Below are 17,905 nucleotides of genomic sequence, written 5' to 3' on the forward strand. Positions count from 1 at the left end.
TCACCGGTCCGACTCTTCCTCGGCGTCATCGCTCTGTCGTTGCACGAAGGTCTGAGCAGCGGCCGGTGCGGCCATCATCCGGTCGGCATTGGCGACAGCTTCACGTTCGAATCGGTCCGACGGGTCGCTGATCTTGATCCCGCCACCCGCATCGGTACCGTCGACCGGGCCGTTGCGCTGCTGGACGACATGCGTCAGCTCGTGCGCGATCATGTGCTTGCCCGCGGCCGAGCCGGGATCGTACTTCCCGCTCTGGAAGACAATGCTGGAGCCGACGGTGTACGCCTGCGCGTGCACCGAGGTTGCGGACTCGTGGGCCGCCGCATCGTCGTGAACTCGCACGTCGCCGAAGTCCTGGCCGAAGCGGCCTTCCATGTCGGCGCGGAGTTCACCGGGTAACGGCGCGCCGCCAGAGCTCACCACGTCGTGGACGGGCGACCGGTGCGCACCGATGACAGCGGTGGTTTCCGCATTACCGGCCGACCGTTGCAGCCCCAGGAGCCCGGCCGCGCCTGCGACGTCGAGTCGCCCCGCGAGGGCGGCTTGCATCGCAACGGAAGTGTGGGTATCCGCCTGCTTGAGTTCCTTGGCCCCTTGGCCGACTGCCGGTTGTCGATCGCTGTCGTGGGTTCGCATCGGTCCTCGCCTCCCTCGGATATGGCATCCACGATCCGCCCGACGCGCAGTGGAGGGAAGGTGCGTAAGGGTGCCTGTTCAGGTCGCAAACGCTGCCCGAACAGGCCGGATGCTCGGGCTGGTATCGGCCGTGCCTCGTGCCGTTGGGCCAGACCCGGTGTAGAACCGTGATGTGGACCGCTCACCCAACGATCCGCCGAGCGAACACCCGGTGGACGGACGCTCTTCGGACAACCAGTCGGCACGAGACGGACGGTTCCGGCGCGTCCGGCGATGGCAGCCGCCGCGCTACGAGTCACGTGTGGAGAAAATGATCCGGGAGGCGACCGAGCGGGGCGAGTTCGACAATCTGTCCGGGATGGGTAAGCCGCTGGACCTCTCCGATGCCGACGATCCCGACTGGTGGGTCAAGCGGAAGATCCGTGACGAGAACCTGGACTCGTCAGCCTTGCTCCCGATGCCGCTGCAGCTGCGGAAGGAGGCTCAGAGCTTTCCGGAATCGCTGGCCGGCATCGCCGACGAGCACGCCGTGCGGGAGATCCTCACCGACTTCAACCGGAGGGTCCGCGAAGCCCATCTCGGTTCGCGCGCGGGGCTCCCGACGCTCATCACCGCCCATACCGTCGACGTTGACGACCTCGTCCGCCGTTGGCGGGTGCTACGTTCCACCCGAGGTTGAGGTGCTCGCGTGTGCCGGGTGGATTCGGCCCGCTCGCTGCGCTCGGCAGAATTCCGGCCCGCTCGCTGCGCTCCCGGCGCGAGGCAGAATTCTGGCCCGCTCGCTGCGCTCCCGGCGCGAGGCAGAATTCCAGCCCGCTCGCTGCGCTCCCGGCGCCGACTTGATTGTTAGGCTGGGAGTACGGACCAACGCGAGTTTCGAAAGAGGTGCGCGATGACCGTCGACAACCCCATCATCCCGTCGGCCGACGATGCCGATCTGATCGAACAGTCCATCGACGTCGAAGGTGACGACTCCGAATCGTATCCCGCCACCAGCCGGGACAGCATCGAGGACGAGGCCGAAGCCTTCACGCCGGTCATCGGTTCGCAACGGCACTGAGTCACGCCGGTCCGGCAGCTCCGGTGCGGCGTCACCGTGCGGCGAACGAGCGTGCGAGGGCGATCTTCGTCCGTCCGTCCGCGGCGGCGAACAACCGCGCCATCGCAGCGACCGTTCCCTCCAGGTCGTCGCGCCCGGACAGATAGGCCCGTTGGCTGTGTAGCGGCAACCGAGCGAAGGCGCCGAAGAAGCGTCGCGTCGCGTCGGCATCGAGGGCCAGGACCGCACGGAGGCCGGTGAGTCGGAGTCGATGCACCCCGCGCGCCGAGGTCGGCCACAGGGCGCCGAGGGGATCCTGTCCGGCCGCAACGGCATCGACGACCATGTCCGCAGTACCAAGCGAGGTCGCGACGCTGTAACCGGTCGCCGGATGCATCAGCCCGCCCCGGGCCCCGAACGACACCGGCCGGGACTTCCACGGCAGACCGCGCGATCGGAGCCCGAACGAAACGGACTCCGTCGCCGATGGTGTCACGGCGAGGTGACCGAGTCGTGTCTCGAGACGACTCCGCAGCCGACTCACCGGCAGCGCCGGATCAGCCGCCAGACACGTCTCCTCCAGCAACACTCGGTCGTCGTCGAGCGGAACCACGTACAGAAACGACGCCGGCTCCGAGGCGTCATCCGGGCCCGCCGGGCGCCAATCCATCAGGATCGCTTCGGCGCCATCGAGCACGGGCGCCGCCTGGACCCGGGGCACGACGACGCCCCACGCCGTCTGACGCGGCCCGCCGTCGCGTAGTCCGCGGGCATCGATCACCACCGATGCGGTCACCCTGTGCCCGGACGCGGTGATGACCTGATGTTGGGTCAGGGCGGCGGCACGTTCGTCGACGATCCGGACTCCGTCCAGGCGCAGGGCGCGTTTCAGTGCAGAGTTGTCGAGCACCGTGTACCCGCGTGGCAGGTCGACCGGGTCAGGTGCGCACATTCGGATCGAAACAGGCTGTGCAGCAGTACACTCCGGTGGAATCCAGGTCGGCAGCTCGTCGGTCCAGCAGGCGTAGGTGGATTGCCATGGAGCTTCCGGCCGTGGGTCGACGACGACAACGTCGAGCCCGCGGCCGGCGAGCCGGTGGGCGAGCGCGCGACCGGCGGGACCGGCGCCGACGACGGCGACCTCTGCCGGTGTGTCGGCCATGACTACGCCGTGGAGAGCATTCCGCCGTCCACCGCGAGTGTCTCGCCGGTGATCCATGCGGCGTCGTCGGAGGCCAGGAACGCCGCCGCCCGGGCGATGTCCTCGGGGGTGCCGAACCGGCCGAGCGGATAGCCCTGCAATGCCCGGGCCTCGTTGTCACCGGCGATCAGGTCCTTGGCGAATCGCGTCTTGACGATGGCCGGGGCGATTGCGTTGACCCTGATGTTGTTCGGTCCCAGCTCCCACGCGAGTTCCGAGGTCAGGCGGATCAGCGCTGCCTTCGACGCGCCGTAGGCGGCGATCACCCCTGTCGAGCGGATGCCCGCCGCGGAGGAGATGTTCACCACCGCGCCGCCGCTGTCACGCATACCGGCGCGATAGGCCTCCTGGATGAAGCCCAGTGCCGCGACGACGTTGGTGTCGAAGATCTTGCGGAAGGCACCCAGGTCGGCATCCATCAACGGCCCGAAGATCGGATTGATGCCGGTGTTGTTGACCAGGATCTGTATGCCGCCCTGTGCAGCGGCTGCGGCCACCGCTTCCGCCCGGTGAGTTTCGTCACCGGTGTTGCCGGGGCACGCTGTCACCGTCGCGCCCGGGATCAGGGCCCGGATCTCGCCTGCGGCCTCCTCCAGTGGATCGGGTTTGCGTCCGGTGATCACCACCGCTGCGCCGCGTCGTGCCAGTTCGGTGGCGATGGCGAGGCCGATTCCGCGGCTGGCGCCGGTCACCAACGCAGACTTGCCGGTGAGATCGGACGACTTCTGTTCAGCTGTGTTTTCGCTCACGGTCCACACGCTAGCGGGCGGCCCATGTGGCAGGTGGGCGCTCGGGTGGAAAATCAGGTGGCGGGACGCGGGTAGACTGGCTGGTCGTGATCACCGCGACCGACCTGGAAGTCCGAGCGGGCGCTCGGACCCTGTTGTCGGCGCCCGGCGATGCGTTGCGCATCCAGCCAGGGGATCGGATCGGTCTGGTCGGTCGCAACGGTGCGGGAAAGACCACCACGTTGCGCATTCTCGCGGGTGAGACCGAGCCGTACGCGGGCACGGTCCTCCGTAGCGGTGACCTTGGCTACCTGCCCCAGGATCCCAAGGAAGGCGATCTCGACGTCTTGGCGAAGGATCGCGTGCTCTCGGCGCGCGGTCTCGACTCGATCCTGCGCCAGATGGAGAAGCAGCAGGCGCTGATGGCCGAGGCCGCCGACGATCGCATCCGGGACAAGGCCGTGCGGAAGTACGGCCAGCTCGAGGAGCGGTTCTCGGCTCTCGGTGGTTACATGGCCGAATCCGAGGCCGCCCGGATCTGCAACAGCCTCGGCCTGCCCGACCGCGTCCTCGGCCAACCGCTGCGCACGCTCTCCGGCGGACAGCGCCGACGGATCGAGCTCGCCCGAATCCTTTTCGCGGCATCGGACGGCTCCGGCAAGTCCGACACCACGTTGCTGCTCGACGAGCCGACCAACCACCTCGACGCCGACTCAATCACCTGGCTGCGGGGATTCCTGCAGAACCACGAGGGTGGACTGGTGGTCATCAGTCACGATGTGGACCTCCTCGCCGACGTGGTCAACCGTGTGTGGTTCCTCGACGCCGTCCGTGGCGAGGCCGATGTCTACAACATGGGCTGGAAGCGTTACCTCGACGCGCGGGCCACCGACGAGCAGCGGCGCAAACGCGAACGCGCGAACGCAGAGAAGAAGGCCGGCGCGCTGCGTGCGCAAGCAGCCAAGCTGGGAGCCAAGGCGACCAAGGCCACGGCAGCCCAGAACATGCTCAAACGCGCCGATCGAATGCTGGATGCGCTCGACGAGGAACGCGTCGCCGACCGCACTGCACGCATCCGATTCCCGGAGCCCGCATCGTGCGGCAAGACGCCGCTGATGGCGAGCGGACTCACGAAGACTTACGGCTCGCTGGAGATCTTCACCGGTGTCGACCTCGCCATCGACAAGGGCAGCCGGGTGGTTGTGCTCGGGCTCAACGGTGCGGGTAAGACCACACTGCTCAAACTCCTTGCGGGCGTGGAGAAACCTGATCTCGGCGCACTCGACCCCGGCTACGGTCTGAAGATCGGCTACTTCGCCCAGGAGCACGACACCCTCGACGAGATGGCGACCGTGTGGGAGAACATCCGCCACGCCGCGCCCGACGCGGGCGAACAGGATCTGCGAGGGTTGCTGGGCGCGTTCATGTTCAGCGGCGCACAGCTTGATCAGCCGGCAGGCACGTTGTCTGGTGGCGAGAAGACGCGCCTGACCCTGGCGGGCCTGGTGTCGTCGGCGGCGAATGTCCTGCTGCTCGACGAGCCGACCAACAACCTCGACCCGATCTCACGAGAGCAGGTGCTCGACGCCCTGCGCAGCTACACCGGCGCCGTGGTGCTGGTGACGCACGACCCCGGCGCGGCTGCTGCACTGGATCCGCAACGGGTGATCCTGCTACCCGATGGCACCGAGGACCACTGGTCCGACGAGTATCAAGAGCTCATCGAGCTGGCCTGAGGCCTGCGTCACCTGGCGCCGTGAGGTGCGAGCTTGCGAGCGGCCCAACGGTCCCGGAGCTGCTGCCCGAGGGAGACGAGCGTGGAGGCGTTATCGCGGGTGTCGGAGCGGCTGCCCGAAGGAGGCGTGCGTGGAGGCGTTATCCCGGTCCCTGAGGAGCCTCGCGAGGAACGAGCGATGCGTCACGAAGGGCGGCCCTTCGTGACGTTCCTCCGCTAGCGCTCCGGAACTCCTCAGGGATCGGGGGAAGTCATTGCCGTCGCTGGGGGGCGTGCGTGGGGGCGTCGTCCGGGTGTCGGAGCGGCTGCCCGAAGCAAGTGAGCGTGGGGGCGTCGTCCGGGCGGCGGAGCGGCTGTCCGAGGGAGGCGTGCGTGGGAGCGTTATCCCGGGTGTCGGAGCGGCTGCCCGAAGCAAGTGAGCGTGGGAGCGTCGTCCCGGTGTCGGAGCGGCTGCCCGAAGGAGACGAGCGTGCGTGCGGCATAACGGTCCCGGAGCTGCTGCCCAGAAGGAGGCGTGCGTGGAGGCGTTATCCCGGTCCCTGAGGAGCCTCGCGAGGAACGAGCGATGCGTCACGAAGGGCGGCCCTTCGTGACGTTCCTCCGCTAGGAGACTGCTGAATAATCGGGGGTGGATTCCGGCGCGGGAATGCGCTGGTTTTGGCCGCCGTGCTGGGATCCTGAGGTTATGCAGGGTGAGTCGGATCGCCAGGGTGAGTTTCTGGATGTGAACTCAGTGGTGGGTCATTTGCTGGCCGAAGGCAGCGTGTTCGCCTTTCTGGCCGCCCATCGTGAGCAGTTGTTTCCCGCGGAGATGTTCGCGGATCTGTTCCCGAGTGGGAGGGGTCGTCCGTCGATCCCGCCGGCAACGATGGCTTCGGTGATCGTGCTGCAAACCTTGCAGGGACTCTCTGATCGGGAGGCCGCTGATGCGGTCACTTTCGATCTGCGGTGGAAAGCTGCGTGTGGGTTCGTGTTGGGTGATAAAGGTTTTCATCCGTCCACGTTGACCTACTGGCGGCGGCGGCTGGCCAACAGTGAACGTCCACACCGCATTTTCGAGGTGGTGCGGGAGGTCATCACCGCAACCGGGGTGCTCACCGGCAAGAATCGTCGGGCCCTGGACTCGACGGTCCTCGATGATGCGGTGGCCCGCCAGGACACCGTCACCCAGCTGATCGCGGCGATGCGGCGGGTGGCCCGCGAGGTCGATGGCGCTGCCGCGGTCGTGGCACAGCGTGCGACCCGGCTGGCGGCGGTGACTGGCGCCGGTTATGACCAGCCGGGTAAGCCGCGGATCGCCTGGGATGACGAACAGGCACGAGATCAGCTGGTCAGCGCGTTGGTCAGCGACGCGTTGGCAGTGCTCGACGGCCTTGATCGCGAGAGGATCGAGACTGCCGGCAGCGAGGCCGACAAGCAGGCGGTGGCGTTGTTGGCGTTGGTCGCCGGCCAAGACGTGGAACCGGCCGAGGGCTCCGATGGCACCGACGGTCGCTGGCGCATCGCCGAGCGCACCGTCACCGATCGGATGATCTCCACGGTCGACCCTGAGGCCCGCCACGCCCATAAGACCCAGTCACGCCGCCAGGACGGGTTCAAAGCTCATGTGGTGGTCGAACCCGACACCGGGCTGATCACGGCGACGGAATTGACCAAGGCCTGCGGCCCGGCCAATTCCGATGCGGCGGTCGGGGCGCGGTTGTTACCGACCGATCCCACCGCGCCGGCCCAGGGCGGGCAGGTCCTCGGTGATTCGGCGTATGCCACCGGAGCGATGTTGGCGAGCTTGGCCGAAACGACCTGGGAGGTGGCGCTCAAACCGTGGCCGTATCGCCCGGCAATCCCGGGCGGGTTCGTCATCGATGACTTCTCCTACGACCCCGCCACGAACACGCTGACCTGCCCCGCCGGTGTGACCCGGCCGGTCACCGCCAGCCATCGCGCCGCCTTCAGGCAGGCCTGCACGGGGTGTGCGCTCCGGGCCCGGTGCACCACCTCGGCCAAGGGCCGCTCCGTCCACCTCGGTGAACACCATCGGCTCCACCGTGACCATCGAAAACAGTTCACCAACAACATGATTCAGCAATCGTATCGACAGCATCGGCCCATGGTGGAACGCTCGATCGCTTGGCTGACCCGCGGTAGCCGCCGCACCCCGTACCGAGGAGTCACCGCGAACAACAACTGGCTGCACCACCGCGTCGCCGCGATCAACCTGCGCCGCCTGATCACCCTGGGACTGAGCACCACCAACAACACATGGACCCTGACCACCGCCTGACCCCGCGGGACAGGCGCCCGAGCAACACTCGCCCGTGATCAACAGACCCAGCATTACCGACGGCCAGCCGCACACAGACCACTTCTTCAGCAGCCTCCTAGCGCTCCGGAACTCCTCAGGGATCGGGGGAAGTCATTGCCGCCGCTGGGAAGTGAGCGTGGGGGCGTCGTCCGGGCGGCGGAGCGGCCGTCCGAAGCAAGTGAGCGTGGGAGCGTCGTCCCGGTGCCGGAGCGGCTGCCCGAAGGAGGCGAGCGTGGGAGCAGCATCCCGGTCCCCGAGGAGCGAGCGTGCGAGGGTCATCCCGGTCCCTGAGGAGCGAGCGTGCGAGCGTCACGAAGGGTAATTCAGCGCGGGGCTTTCATGACTTCGCTGTCTCCGGCCAATAGCGTTTGCGCAGTTCGCCTTTCACGAGTTTTCCGGTGGGCGTGCGGGGTAGATCGTCGACGAAGTCCACGGAGCGGGGAGCCTTGTAGGCCGCGAGCGACTCCTTCGTGAACTCGATCAGTTCGTCGGCGAGTTCCGGCGACGGGGCGAACGCCGCGTCGAGTTGCACGCAGGCCTTCACCACTTCTCCTAGGTCATCGTGCGGCACACCGATCACGGCGACGTCGTACACGGCCGGATGGTTGATCAGGACGTTCTCCGCCTCCTGTGGGTAGATATTCACGCCGCCGGAGATGATCATGAACGCCTTACGGTCGGTCAGGTAGAGGTAACCTTCGTCGTCGACATAGCCGACATCGCCTGTGGTCGACCAGTTCTCGTGCTTCGGATGCTGCGCTTTCCGGGTCTTCTCGGGGTCGTTGTGATAGTGGAATGCAGGTTCATCACGCTCGAAGTACACCTGACCGACCTCACCGGTGGGCAGCTCCGTGCCGTCCTCGTCGCAGACGTGCAACACGCCCAACAGGGGCTTGCCCACCGAGCCGGGATGATCGAGTGCCTCCTGCGGGCCGATGAAGGTCGCCCCGGCCGCCTCGGTGGACGCGTAGTACTCGTGGATGACCGGGCCCCACCACTTGATCATCGCCTGCTTGACCTCGACCGGGCATGGTGCGGCCGCGTGCACAGCGACCTTCATACTGCCGACGTCGTACTTGCCACGCACCTCTTCCGGCAACTTGAGCATCCGGATGAACATGGTCGGGACCCACTGGCTGTGGGTCGCGCGATACTTGTCGATCGTGGCCAGGGCGACTTCCGGATCGAATCGATCGAGGAACACCACCGTTCCGCCGACGGAATTCGTCACACCGCAATAGCGAAGGGGCGCAGCGTGATACAGCGGTGCGGGGGACAGGTAGACGGTGTCGGCATCGAAACCGTACATCGGCGCGAAGATCGCGGTGTAGGAGTCTGGGATCTCGTCGACCTGGCCCTGAGGCAGTGGCGTCTGGATGCCCTTGGGTCGACCGGTCGTGCCTGACGAGTACAGCATGTCGGTGCCGCGCGGCTGATCGGTGCGCTGGTCCGTCGAGGCGGCCGCGAGGACGGCCTCGTACGAGTCGAAACCCGCGATCTCTCCGGCCCAGGCCAAGCGCCGTCCGGGCTGGTTGAGTTCAGCGATCTCGTCGGTGTGCGAGACCGCCTCGGCAACTGTCGCGCCGGCGAAGACGACCTTGGCATTGCAGTCGCCCAGGATGTAGTTGGTCTCGGCCGCGGTCAGGTGGTGATTGATCGCGGTGACATACAGGCCACTGCGCAAGGCGGCCCAGTAGACCTCGAACATGTGCAGGTCGTTCTGCGAGATCATCGCGATCGTGTCGCCGGGCCGGAGCCCCAACGACTCCAGATGGTTGGCGAGGCGCCTCGAGTTGTCGTCGAGCTGCCGATAGGTCAGTTGCTCGCCGGTGGAGGCGCGGATGACAGCAGGCTTGTCCGGGGTGGATGCGGCGAAGACTCCGGGGAACAAGTGATACTCCTCTGACGAAGGGACGGCAACACCGTCGACGATCATTACCGAGCGATCGATCGGGTGTTGGGAATCACACTACACACACGTTTACGCCTTTTCGTGCACGCCTTGGCGAAATTGCTCACCGCCCGGCGAGGAACCTGTCCATGGTGCGTTCGGCGAGCGCGGTGATCGTCAACGAGGGGTTCACCAGACCGACCGCACCCGGCACGAACGACCCGTCGACGACGTAGAGATTGTCGTAGCCGAGGACGGCACCGTTCATCGACGCAGCCTGGCCCATGACGACACCGCCGAGCCCGTGATAGGTGCTGGCCGAGCCGAATCCAACGGCTCTCGCAGACAACGGGACGCCGTTGGCGGGACGGCCGAATCGTCGTTCGGTCCGTTCGTAGAAGCGGGTCACGAGCGCCGTGCTGCGCCGGTCGAGCATGCTGGAGCCCTCTGGGAACGGATAGTTCAGGTGGGCCGCGCGTGTCGCGTGGTCGTAGTCGATCGTGCCGCGCTCATCGGTGTGCGCCTGGATCAGGTGGGTGGTCAGTGCCTTACCGACCGGGGACGGCAGTGGGGTTGCCTGATAGACCATGGAGACCGGCCCGCCCGGCAGATCGTCCTCGTAGATTCGTGCGTACCCCGGACCGCCCTGGACGGCGCCGAAGTCATCCGACGGGTTCACCCGGATCGTCAGGAAATCGCCGTTGCTGCCGAAGCCGTTGCCGATCTGCGGCGACAGGTGGGGGAGGACGCCGAGCGCCCGGGCCCGGACGAGAAGTGCAGTCGTGTGGAACGAACCAGCGGCCATGAACAGGTGATCGGCCTCGGCGGTGACGATGCGAATCGTGCGGCCCGCGTCGTCGAGCACGCGCGCGGAAACGACGAACCCCGCTCGGCGAGAACGCAGCCGGATGTCGTAGACCTCGTGCATCGGCTTGACCGTGACGTTGCCGGTGCGTTCCGCGGCGGGGATGTAGGTGTGGTCGACCGACTTCTTGGCACCGCTGTTCACCCCGTACTGCAGATCTCCGATGGAGACGCCGGCACGCCGTTGTCCGCGCAGCTCGGCCCGGACCAGATCCCAATCGATCGCGAAGTCGAAGAAGTGCGGGGTGGCGCCGTAGCGGGCGATCGTGGTCAGCCACGAGCGGGCCCGGACATAGTTGGGGTGCGCGAGGATGTCGTCGGGCAACGGTGAGACGCCGAGCATCTTCTTGGCGCGCGGGTAATAGACACGGGCGAGTTCGGGGTAGTCGGCGGCTCGGGGGAAGTTGCGTTCGAAGTCCTGCCGGCGCGGTTGCGGCGTGAACGAACCGAACACCAGCGATCCGCCACCGACGCCGGCGCCATGCACGGACTCCAGACCGTTGCCGATCACATGGTCGAGAACTCCGGGGTACGGCTCGACCGGCACCGCCGTGGCAGCGCTGGCTCCGGCTCCGCTTCCGAACCAGGCCGCGCGTTTGTCCGGAGTCAGGAATGTGGCAAACGTGTTGCCGTCGGGGCGGATGGGCCAACGCCGCCCACGTTCGAAGACAGTTGTGCGGATCCCCGCCTGTCCGAGGCGGAGGGCGGCGACGGCGCCCCCGAAGCCGCTACCTATGACGATGGCGGTCTCGACCGGGGCGGCCGTCGAGCGCGCCGACACCGCTGCGAGCGCACCGAACGCACCGATGCCGGCGGCGCCTCTGATCAGCGCTCGGCGGGATATCGGTGTGGGTGCGTTCGGCACACCGTCCACAGCTGCAACCCTAGGCCCACGAGCTGATCCTCAGGTGCGAAAGCAGAGAACCGCGCTGGGTGTTCCGCCGGTGCATGGCCGCCGGAAGGTCCTCACCGCCCCTTCGACCGAACCGACGCCTCGACCAGGTCGAGCACCGCATGCAGATCGTCGGTCGGCTGGCCGGATGCCAATCGGGTGATCAGCCCGTCGAGCACCAGGTCGAGGTACTTCACGAGCACCTCGGTGGGGACGTCGTCGCGGAGCCGGCCGGCCTGACGGCCGCGTTCGAGCCGCCGGAGGGTGGCCGCCTCGACATCAGCGGAGTGGGACAGCCACGCGGCGCGGAACGAGACGTCGGTGCGCAGTTTGCGGGCGATCTCCAGCCGGGTGCCGAGCCAGTCGAAATCCTGGGGCCGCGCGAGCATGTCGCGCATGACCTGGACCAGACCCTGCTCGGCGGCGACATCGGCCATCCGCTCCGCGTCTTCGCGCGCGAGGGCGAGGAACAAGGCTTCCTTGTCGCGGAAGTGGTGGAAGATCGCACCTCGGGAAAGTCCGGTCGACTCCTCGATACGTTTGACGGTCGCGCCGTCGTAGCCGTATTCGGCGAAGCAGTGCCGCGCGCCGTCGAGAATCTCTCGACGGCGCGCGGCCAGCCGGTCATCACTGACCTTGGGCACTTCTCGTGCTCCCTGTCTTGTTCAAGGACTGACGTTGATCAGCTCTTGATCATGTTGCGCAGCACGAACTGCAGGATTCCTCCATTGCGGTAGTAGTCGGCCTCGCCGGGCGTGTCGATCCGCACCTTGGCGTCGAACTCGATCGTCGAGCCGTCCTCCTTGGTCGCGGTGACGTGCACCGTCTGCGGGGTCGTACCGGCGTTGAGCTCCTCGATGCCGCTGATGTCGTACGTCTCGGTGCCGTCGAGGCCCAGCGACTTGTGCGACTCGCCCTCGGGGAACTGCAGCGGGATGACGCCCATACCGATCAGGTTCGAGCGGTGGATGCGCTCGAAGCTCTCGGTGATGACCGCCTTGACGCCCAGCAGGCTGGTGCCCTTGGCCGCCCAGTCGCGCGAGGACCCGGTGCCGTACTCCTTGCCGCCCAGAACGACCAGCGGGGTGCCCTGCGCCGCGTAGTTCTGCGCCGCGTCGTAGATGAACGACTGCGGGGCGCCGTCCTGGGTGAAGTCCCGGGTGTAGCCGCCGGTCACACCGTCGAGCAGCTGGTTCTGCAGACGGATGTTGCCGAAGGTCGACCGGATCATCACCTCGTGGTTGCCGCGGCGGGCGCCCAGCGAGTTGTAGTCCTTGCGCGCCACCCCATTCGCATCGAGATACTGCGCGGCCGGGGTGCCCGGCTTGATGGTCGAGGCGGGGGAGATGTGGTCGGTGGTGACCGAATCGCCCAGCTTCGCCAGCACGCGTGCGCCCTTGATGTCGGACACCGGGGCCGGGTCCGCCTGCATGCCCTCGAAGTACGGAGGCTTGCGGACATAGGTGGACTCGTCATCCCACTCGAACGTCTTGCCCGAGGGGGTCGGCAGGTTCCGCCAGCGCTCGTCGCCCTTGAACACATCCGCGTAGTCGGACGCATACTGTTCGGCCGAGATCGACTCCGAGATCGTGGTCTGGATCTCCTCGTTGGTCGGCCAGATGTCCTTGAGGAACACATCGTTGCCGTCGGAGTCCTTGCCGAGCGGATCGGATTCGAAGTCGAAGTCCATCGTGCCGGCGAGCGCGTAGGCGATGACCAGCGGCGGCGACGCGAGGTAGTTCATCTTCACGTCGGGGTTGATACGACCCTCGAAGTTACGGTTACCCGAGAGCACCGCGGTGGCGGTCAGATCGTTGTCGTTGATCGCCTTGCTGATCTCCTCGGGCAGCGGGCCCGAGTTGCCGATGCAGGTGGTGCAGCCGTAGCCGACCAGGAAGAACCCGAGCTTCTCCAGATACGGCCAGAGGCCCGCCTTGTCGTAGTAGCCGGTGACGACCTGCGAACCCGGAGCCATCGAGGTCTTGACCCACGGCTTGGCGGTCAGGCCCTTCTCGACGGCCTTCTTGGCGAGTAGGCCGGCGCCGAGCATGACCGACGGGTTTGAGGTGTTGGTGCAGCTGGTGATCGACGCGATGGTGACGATGCCGTGGTCGAGGATCATGTCGCCGCGCTCGGCCGAGGAGACCTTGACCGGCTTGGACGGCCGACCCTCGGCGCCCGAGGCGGCGTTGTGGGCGGGCTCGTCATCGGCGAAGGACAACGTGGCCGCAGTGGCCGAGACCGAGGGCGCGTCGGAGGCCGGGAAGCTCTCCTCGTTCGCCTCGTCGACACCGTTGTGTTCCGGGGTGTTGCCCTCTTCGACGTAGTTGTGGATGTCCTTGCGGAAGGCGTTCTTCGCATCCCAGAGTTCGATGCGGTCCTGCGGCCGCTTCGGTCCGGCGATCGACGGTACGACCGTGGACAGGTCGAGCTCCATGTACTCGGAGTACTTCGCCTCAGTGGCGTCCTTCTCCAGCCACATGCCCTGTTCCTTGGCGTAGGCCTCGACGAGGTCCAGGGTTTCCTGGGAGCGACCGGTCAGCTTCAGGTAATTGACCGTCTCCTCGTCGATGGGGAACATCGCGCAGGTGGAGCCGAACTCGGGACTCATGTTGCCGATGGTGGCGCGGTTGGCGAGCGGGACCTCGGCGACACCGTTGCCGTAGAACTCGACGAACTTGCCGACCACACCGTGCTTGCGCAGCATCTCGGTGATGGTCAGGACCACGTCGGTGGCGGTGACGCCCGGCTTCGTGGCGCCGGTCAGCTTGAAGCCGACTACACGCGGGATGAGCATCGAGACCGGTTGACCCAGCATCGCGGCCTCGGCCTCGATACCGCCGACGCCCCAGCCCAGCACACCCAGGCCGTTCTCCATCGTGGTGTGCGAGTCGGTGCCGATGCAGGTGTCCGGGTAGGCCACACCGTCGCGGACCATGACCGACCGGGCCAGGTGCTCGATGTTGACCTGGTGCACGATGCCGGTGCCCGGCGGGACGACCCGGAAATCGTCGAAGGCGCCCTGGCCCCAGCGGAGGAACTTGTAGCGCTCCTCGTTGCGCTGATACTCGATCTCCACGTTGCGCTCGAAGGCCTGGGCGTTGCCGAAGGCCTCGATGATCACCGAGTGGTCGATGACCATCTCGGCCGGCGCCAGCGGGTTGACTTTGTCGGGATCGCCGCCGAGCTCCTTGACCGCGTCGCGCATGGTGGTGAGGTCCACGATGCAGGGCACGCCGGTGAAGTCCTGCATGATCACACGGGCCGGCGTGAACTGGATCTCGATGCTCGGGTCGGCACTCGGATCCCAGTTGGCGATGGCCTCGATGTGCTCTTTTGTGATGTTCGCGCCGTCTTCGGTGCGGAGCAGGTTCTCGGCCAGAACCTTCAGCGCGTACGGGAGTTTGTCGGTGCCCTCGACGGCGTTCAGGCGATAGATCTCGTACGAGTTGTCGCCCACTTCGAGGCTTCCGCGGGCGCCAAAGGAATCGATACTCACGTCTTGTCCACTCTCCTCAAGTGCCGGCGGGCTGCGCCGGCCTGCTTCTCCGACGGGCTGCGTCGGCTTCGTGCAGCGTGCTCTCGCTGCGGTCATGTCACCGTCCGGGTGTCGATCAGCGCGGGAGCTGTACGCGGACCGGGAACGACACCGGCAATGTTAACAGTACGGCCGTACTGTTAACAAGCGACGCTTACACTCGGCGTGTCGAACTCCGTGCGCCATCCGGACCGGGATTCTCCGGACGTGTCCATTCTGTCGTACGGTGCTGCAGGAGGTTTGGCGAGCCGTTGCCGTCCGTGCGAATTTAATGCTCGCGAAACCTCGCCGGTGACGTCCCGACACGATCGGGTCCCGTACCGGAAGGATATGCGGATGGATGCGAGGATGACCACATGAGTCCCGGTGCGACGCCACAGCAGGTGCTGGCTCTGCCCGCCATGGGGGCGACGGCGCCGTCCGTCATCCCCGCGGACGTGGACATGCCGGCGATCCTGCACGACCTCCAGCAAGATGGCGTGTCGGCGCCGGCCGACCAGGTCGCCGGTCTGCAAGCCGTCGTGGCCGACGCCAAGGCCGACGGCTACGACGTGAGCTTTGTGGTGATGCCACGGGCCCTCAAGTTCGAGTACTACCGCGATATCGCGACCGAACTGCAATCGGATGTAGGCGGCACGGTGATCGTTCTCGGTCCGAACTCGGTGGGTTCCTCGTCGCCGTATTTCAGTCGGGTGCAGCAGGAGGAGGCCACCGACCACCTCACGCTCACGAACCCGCCCCTCGCGGCGCGGCAGATGTGGGACCAGATGAGCGGACCGTCGTTGAACTGGACGGCCATCACTCTGGTCCTCATCGTGGTGGTCGTCGTCGGCGCCGCGATCGCGCGCGTGCGCTCCCGGCGTCGCACGCGCACGGACCTCGCCGAAGGTGGCGGTGACCTGGCAACACCGCACGCCGCCGGGACGACGGACCTCTCCCGCGATCTGCCGTAGTCGGGGCCGTCGCCCCAGGTGCCGCGCGGTCGCCGCGGTAGCCCTCACGCATCCCCGCGCGGTGAATTCTCGCCATTCGCCGATCGTGCGCGATCGGCCTCTCTCAGGGGCCTGACGGGCGCTGATACACCTCGTCGCCGCATGAGCAGCCCGTGCCACGCTCGCCGCCAGCGTTTCGTTGCTAATTCGAGATCTTGGTGGTCGGTGCGACTTTTGGCCAGTTCACAGTGTTTTCCCTGGTAATCACGCCAATGTAATTCGTGACGATTGTTTTCCGATGTGTCCGATGTGACGTACGGTTCTGTTGTCACGTGTGGTGTCCGAGTGATGGTGGGCACCGCATGTGGTGCATGGTGCGTGACACGGAAGGTCGGGATCGGGGCAGGCATCGATGTCGCAGCGATGCGGGTGTGCCGGGGCATACCGCGAACGACAAGGGAGATCTTGTGAACCGAGGTAACGCCGGTGTGGCGGGTGGGGGACCACCGGTGCCCAGCGCGGGACGAAAGTCACCGCTGGTGCGCCTGTGTGTGCTCATCGTCATCGTCCTGCTCGGAGCGATCGGCGCGGGCCAGGCGCAGGCGGCGCCGGGGAGCGGGTCGAAGTCCACGGCCTCCACGTTGATCAACCAGATCGCCAAGGCGAATCAGAATCTCGCTGACCTCGACAACGCTGTCGCGGTGCGGCAGGAGAACGTCAACCGCGCGCTCGTGGACTACCAGAATTCGGTGGCTGCGCAGCAACTGGCCACGGTCGCGGCGACGTCGGCGAAGCGTTCGCTGGCCGACGCCGGCCGCAAGGTGGCCGAGGCGCAGAAATCGTTCGACCGATTCGCGCGCGACGTGTACCGCCAGGGCAGCGCACAAGGGTCGATGTCGGAGTACGTGTCATCGGACAACCCCGGCGCCGTGCTCGACCGGATCACGGTCCTGGACCGGCTCGGCAAGCAGCAGCGCGACACGATCGAGCGTCTGCAGGTGGCGCGCAACCAGCAGGCGAACCGCGTCGCCGCGGTCGAGGCCACTGCCCGTCAGGCGCGGTTCGCGACCCGCAGCGCCGCCACCCGTAAAGACGACGCACTCGCCGCTGTCGCCGCCGCGCGCTCGGCCGCAGCGTCCGAACAGCAGCGTCGCGCCTCGTTGATCAGCAAGAGGGACAAGGTCCAGGCCTCGCTCGACAAGATTCGCGGCGTGGTCCCGAAGCGAGAGGCCGACGGCCCCACGGCCGGCGACCTCCTGCAGAACCTGTTCCCGGACTCTCCCGCCAGCCCGACGCCGCCCGGCGCCCCGGCGACACCGGTGGCCGATGGTGACAACCAGGCGCTGGCCGTTGCCGCCGAGGCCGCGGCCAAGCTCGCCCTCGATGTCGGGCAGAAAGTGCTCGCAGGTCTCGTGGGGCGTCAGCAGGTGCCGCATTCTCAGCTGCTCGACGAACTCGGTGTCGGCGGATCGGACATGACCGGTAGCGGACCGGACTCGTTGAGTTCGACGCTGAGCACCGGCAGCCTCGGCTCCCTGTTCGGCAGTTCGTCCGGAGGTGGCATGGTCCGGCCGGGTCTGCGTGGACCGCAGGCCGTCGAGATCGTGGTGAACCGCGCCCTGTCGCAGCTCAACGTGCCCTACGCGTGGGGTGGTGGTGACGCCAACGGGCCGACCCGCGGAATCCGCGACGGCGGCGTGGCCGACAGCTACGGCGACTACAACAAGATCGGCTTCGACTGCTCCGGGCTGATGATCTATGCCTTCGCCGGGGTCGGCATCGACCTGCCGCACTACACCGGCTATCAGTACACGTCCGGCCCGCAGTATCCGTTGTCGCAGATGAAACGGGGCGACATGATCTTCTTCGGTCCGAACGCCAGCCAGCACGTGGCGCTGTATCTGGGCGACAACAAGATGGTCGAGGCGCCGGAATCGGGCAGCGTCGTCAAGGTGTCGCCCCTGCGAACCGCGGGCGCGATGCCCAACGTGGTGCGCCTGCTCTGAGTCGCCGTCGACCGATCCTGGGTCGACAGGTGCCAGAGCCGCCCACGCGACCCTTCTTGGCCGCTTTTCAGACAACGCGACTACGCTGGCAGCGACAGGCCGCCCCCACAGCGCTGCGCTGCACGTAGGTAGAACAGGAGC

General features: G+C 66.8%; 13 protein-coding genes. 6 read left to right on the forward strand and 7 right to left on the reverse strand.

What is annotated here, in order from left to right:
- The gene (locus AC4AMJ_RS06545; protein WP_489917565.1) at positions 1–636 is read right to left on the reverse strand and encodes an eCIS core domain-containing protein; all 636 of its coding nucleotides are present in this window, start codon (positions 634–636) and stop codon (positions 1–3) included.
- Positions 637–946: 310 nt separating this feature from the next.
- On the opposite strand from AC4AMJ_RS06545, the gene AC4AMJ_RS06550 reads away from it, so the two are divergent.
- Positions 947–1,315 carry a DnaJ family domain-containing protein gene (locus AC4AMJ_RS06550; RefSeq protein WP_489900871.1) on the forward strand — a complete coding sequence of 123 codons (369 nt, stop codon included), beginning with the start codon at positions 947–949 and terminating at the stop codon, positions 1,313–1,315.
- Positions 1,316–1,528: 213 nt separating this feature from the next.
- Complete coding sequence (locus AC4AMJ_RS06555; protein ID WP_489895122.1) at positions 1,529–1,696, forward strand: hypothetical protein; 168 nt, start codon at positions 1,529–1,531, stop codon at positions 1,694–1,696.
- A gap of 31 nt (positions 1,697–1,727) precedes the next feature.
- Here AC4AMJ_RS06555 and AC4AMJ_RS06560 read toward each other — a convergent pair whose 3' ends face one another.
- Together AC4AMJ_RS06560 and AC4AMJ_RS06565 are read right to left on the reverse strand one after the other, a co-directional pair.
- Positions 1,728–2,837 (reverse strand): FAD-dependent oxidoreductase, encoded by a 1,110-nt coding sequence (locus AC4AMJ_RS06560; protein WP_489917566.1) that lies wholly within the window; start codon positions 2,835–2,837, stop codon positions 1,728–1,730.
- A gap of 2 nt (positions 2,838–2,839) precedes the next feature.
- A complete protein-coding gene (locus AC4AMJ_RS06565; protein ID WP_489895126.1) occupies positions 2,840–3,625 on the reverse strand; it encodes an SDR family oxidoreductase in 786 nt (261 codons plus the stop codon).
- Positions 3,626–3,711: 86 nt separating this feature from the next.
- Between AC4AMJ_RS06565 and AC4AMJ_RS06570 the strand changes: the two genes are divergently transcribed.
- Positions 3,712–5,340, forward strand: a complete 1,629-nt coding sequence (locus tag AC4AMJ_RS06570) for an ABC-F family ATP-binding cassette domain-containing protein (protein ID WP_489917567.1) — start codon at positions 3,712–3,714, stop codon at positions 5,338–5,340.
- Positions 5,341–6,024: 684 nt separating this feature from the next.
- Entirely contained in the window at positions 6,025–7,620 is a 1,596-nt protein-coding gene (locus tag AC4AMJ_RS06575; protein ID WP_489917568.1) for an IS1182 family transposase, read from the forward strand.
- 358 nt (positions 7,621–7,978) lie between these two features.
- Here AC4AMJ_RS06575 and AC4AMJ_RS06580 read toward each other — a convergent pair whose 3' ends face one another.
- The 4 genes from AC4AMJ_RS06580 to acnA all read right to left on the reverse strand — a co-directional run bounded on the left by AC4AMJ_RS06580 (position 7,979) and on the right by acnA (position 14,787).
- Entirely contained in the window at positions 7,979–9,532 is a 1,554-nt protein-coding gene (locus AC4AMJ_RS06580; protein ID WP_489895130.1) for an acyl-CoA synthetase, read from the reverse strand.
- Between the two features lie 124 nt (positions 9,533–9,656).
- Positions 9,657–11,261: a GMC oxidoreductase gene (locus AC4AMJ_RS06585; protein WP_489918384.1), complete on the reverse strand. Its 1,605-nt coding sequence runs from the start codon at positions 11,259–11,261 to the stop codon at positions 9,657–9,659.
- 101 nt (positions 11,262–11,362) lie between these two features.
- Positions 11,363–11,932, reverse strand: a complete 570-nt coding sequence (locus AC4AMJ_RS06590; protein WP_489895132.1) for a TetR/AcrR family transcriptional regulator — start codon at positions 11,930–11,932, stop codon at positions 11,363–11,365.
- Between the two features lie 38 nt (positions 11,933–11,970).
- On the reverse strand, positions 11,971–14,787 hold the full coding sequence (gene acnA / locus AC4AMJ_RS06595) for an aconitate hydratase AcnA (protein WP_489917569.1): 2,817 nt from the start codon (positions 14,785–14,787) through the stop codon (positions 11,971–11,973).
- Positions 14,788–15,182: 395 nt separating this feature from the next.
- On the opposite strand from acnA, the gene AC4AMJ_RS06600 reads away from it, so the two are divergent.
- A complete protein-coding gene (locus AC4AMJ_RS06600; protein WP_489917570.1) occupies positions 15,183–15,779 on the forward strand; it encodes an Rv1476 family membrane protein in 597 nt (198 codons plus the stop codon).
- Positions 15,780–16,267: 488 nt separating this feature from the next.
- On the forward strand, positions 16,268–17,764 hold the full coding sequence (locus AC4AMJ_RS06605; RefSeq protein WP_489918385.1) for an NlpC/P60 family protein: 1,497 nt from the start codon (positions 16,268–16,270) through the stop codon (positions 17,762–17,764).
- Positions 17,765–17,905: the final 141 nt, after the last annotated feature.

It is taken from the genome of Gordonia sp. LMA484 (assembly GCF_058129505.1).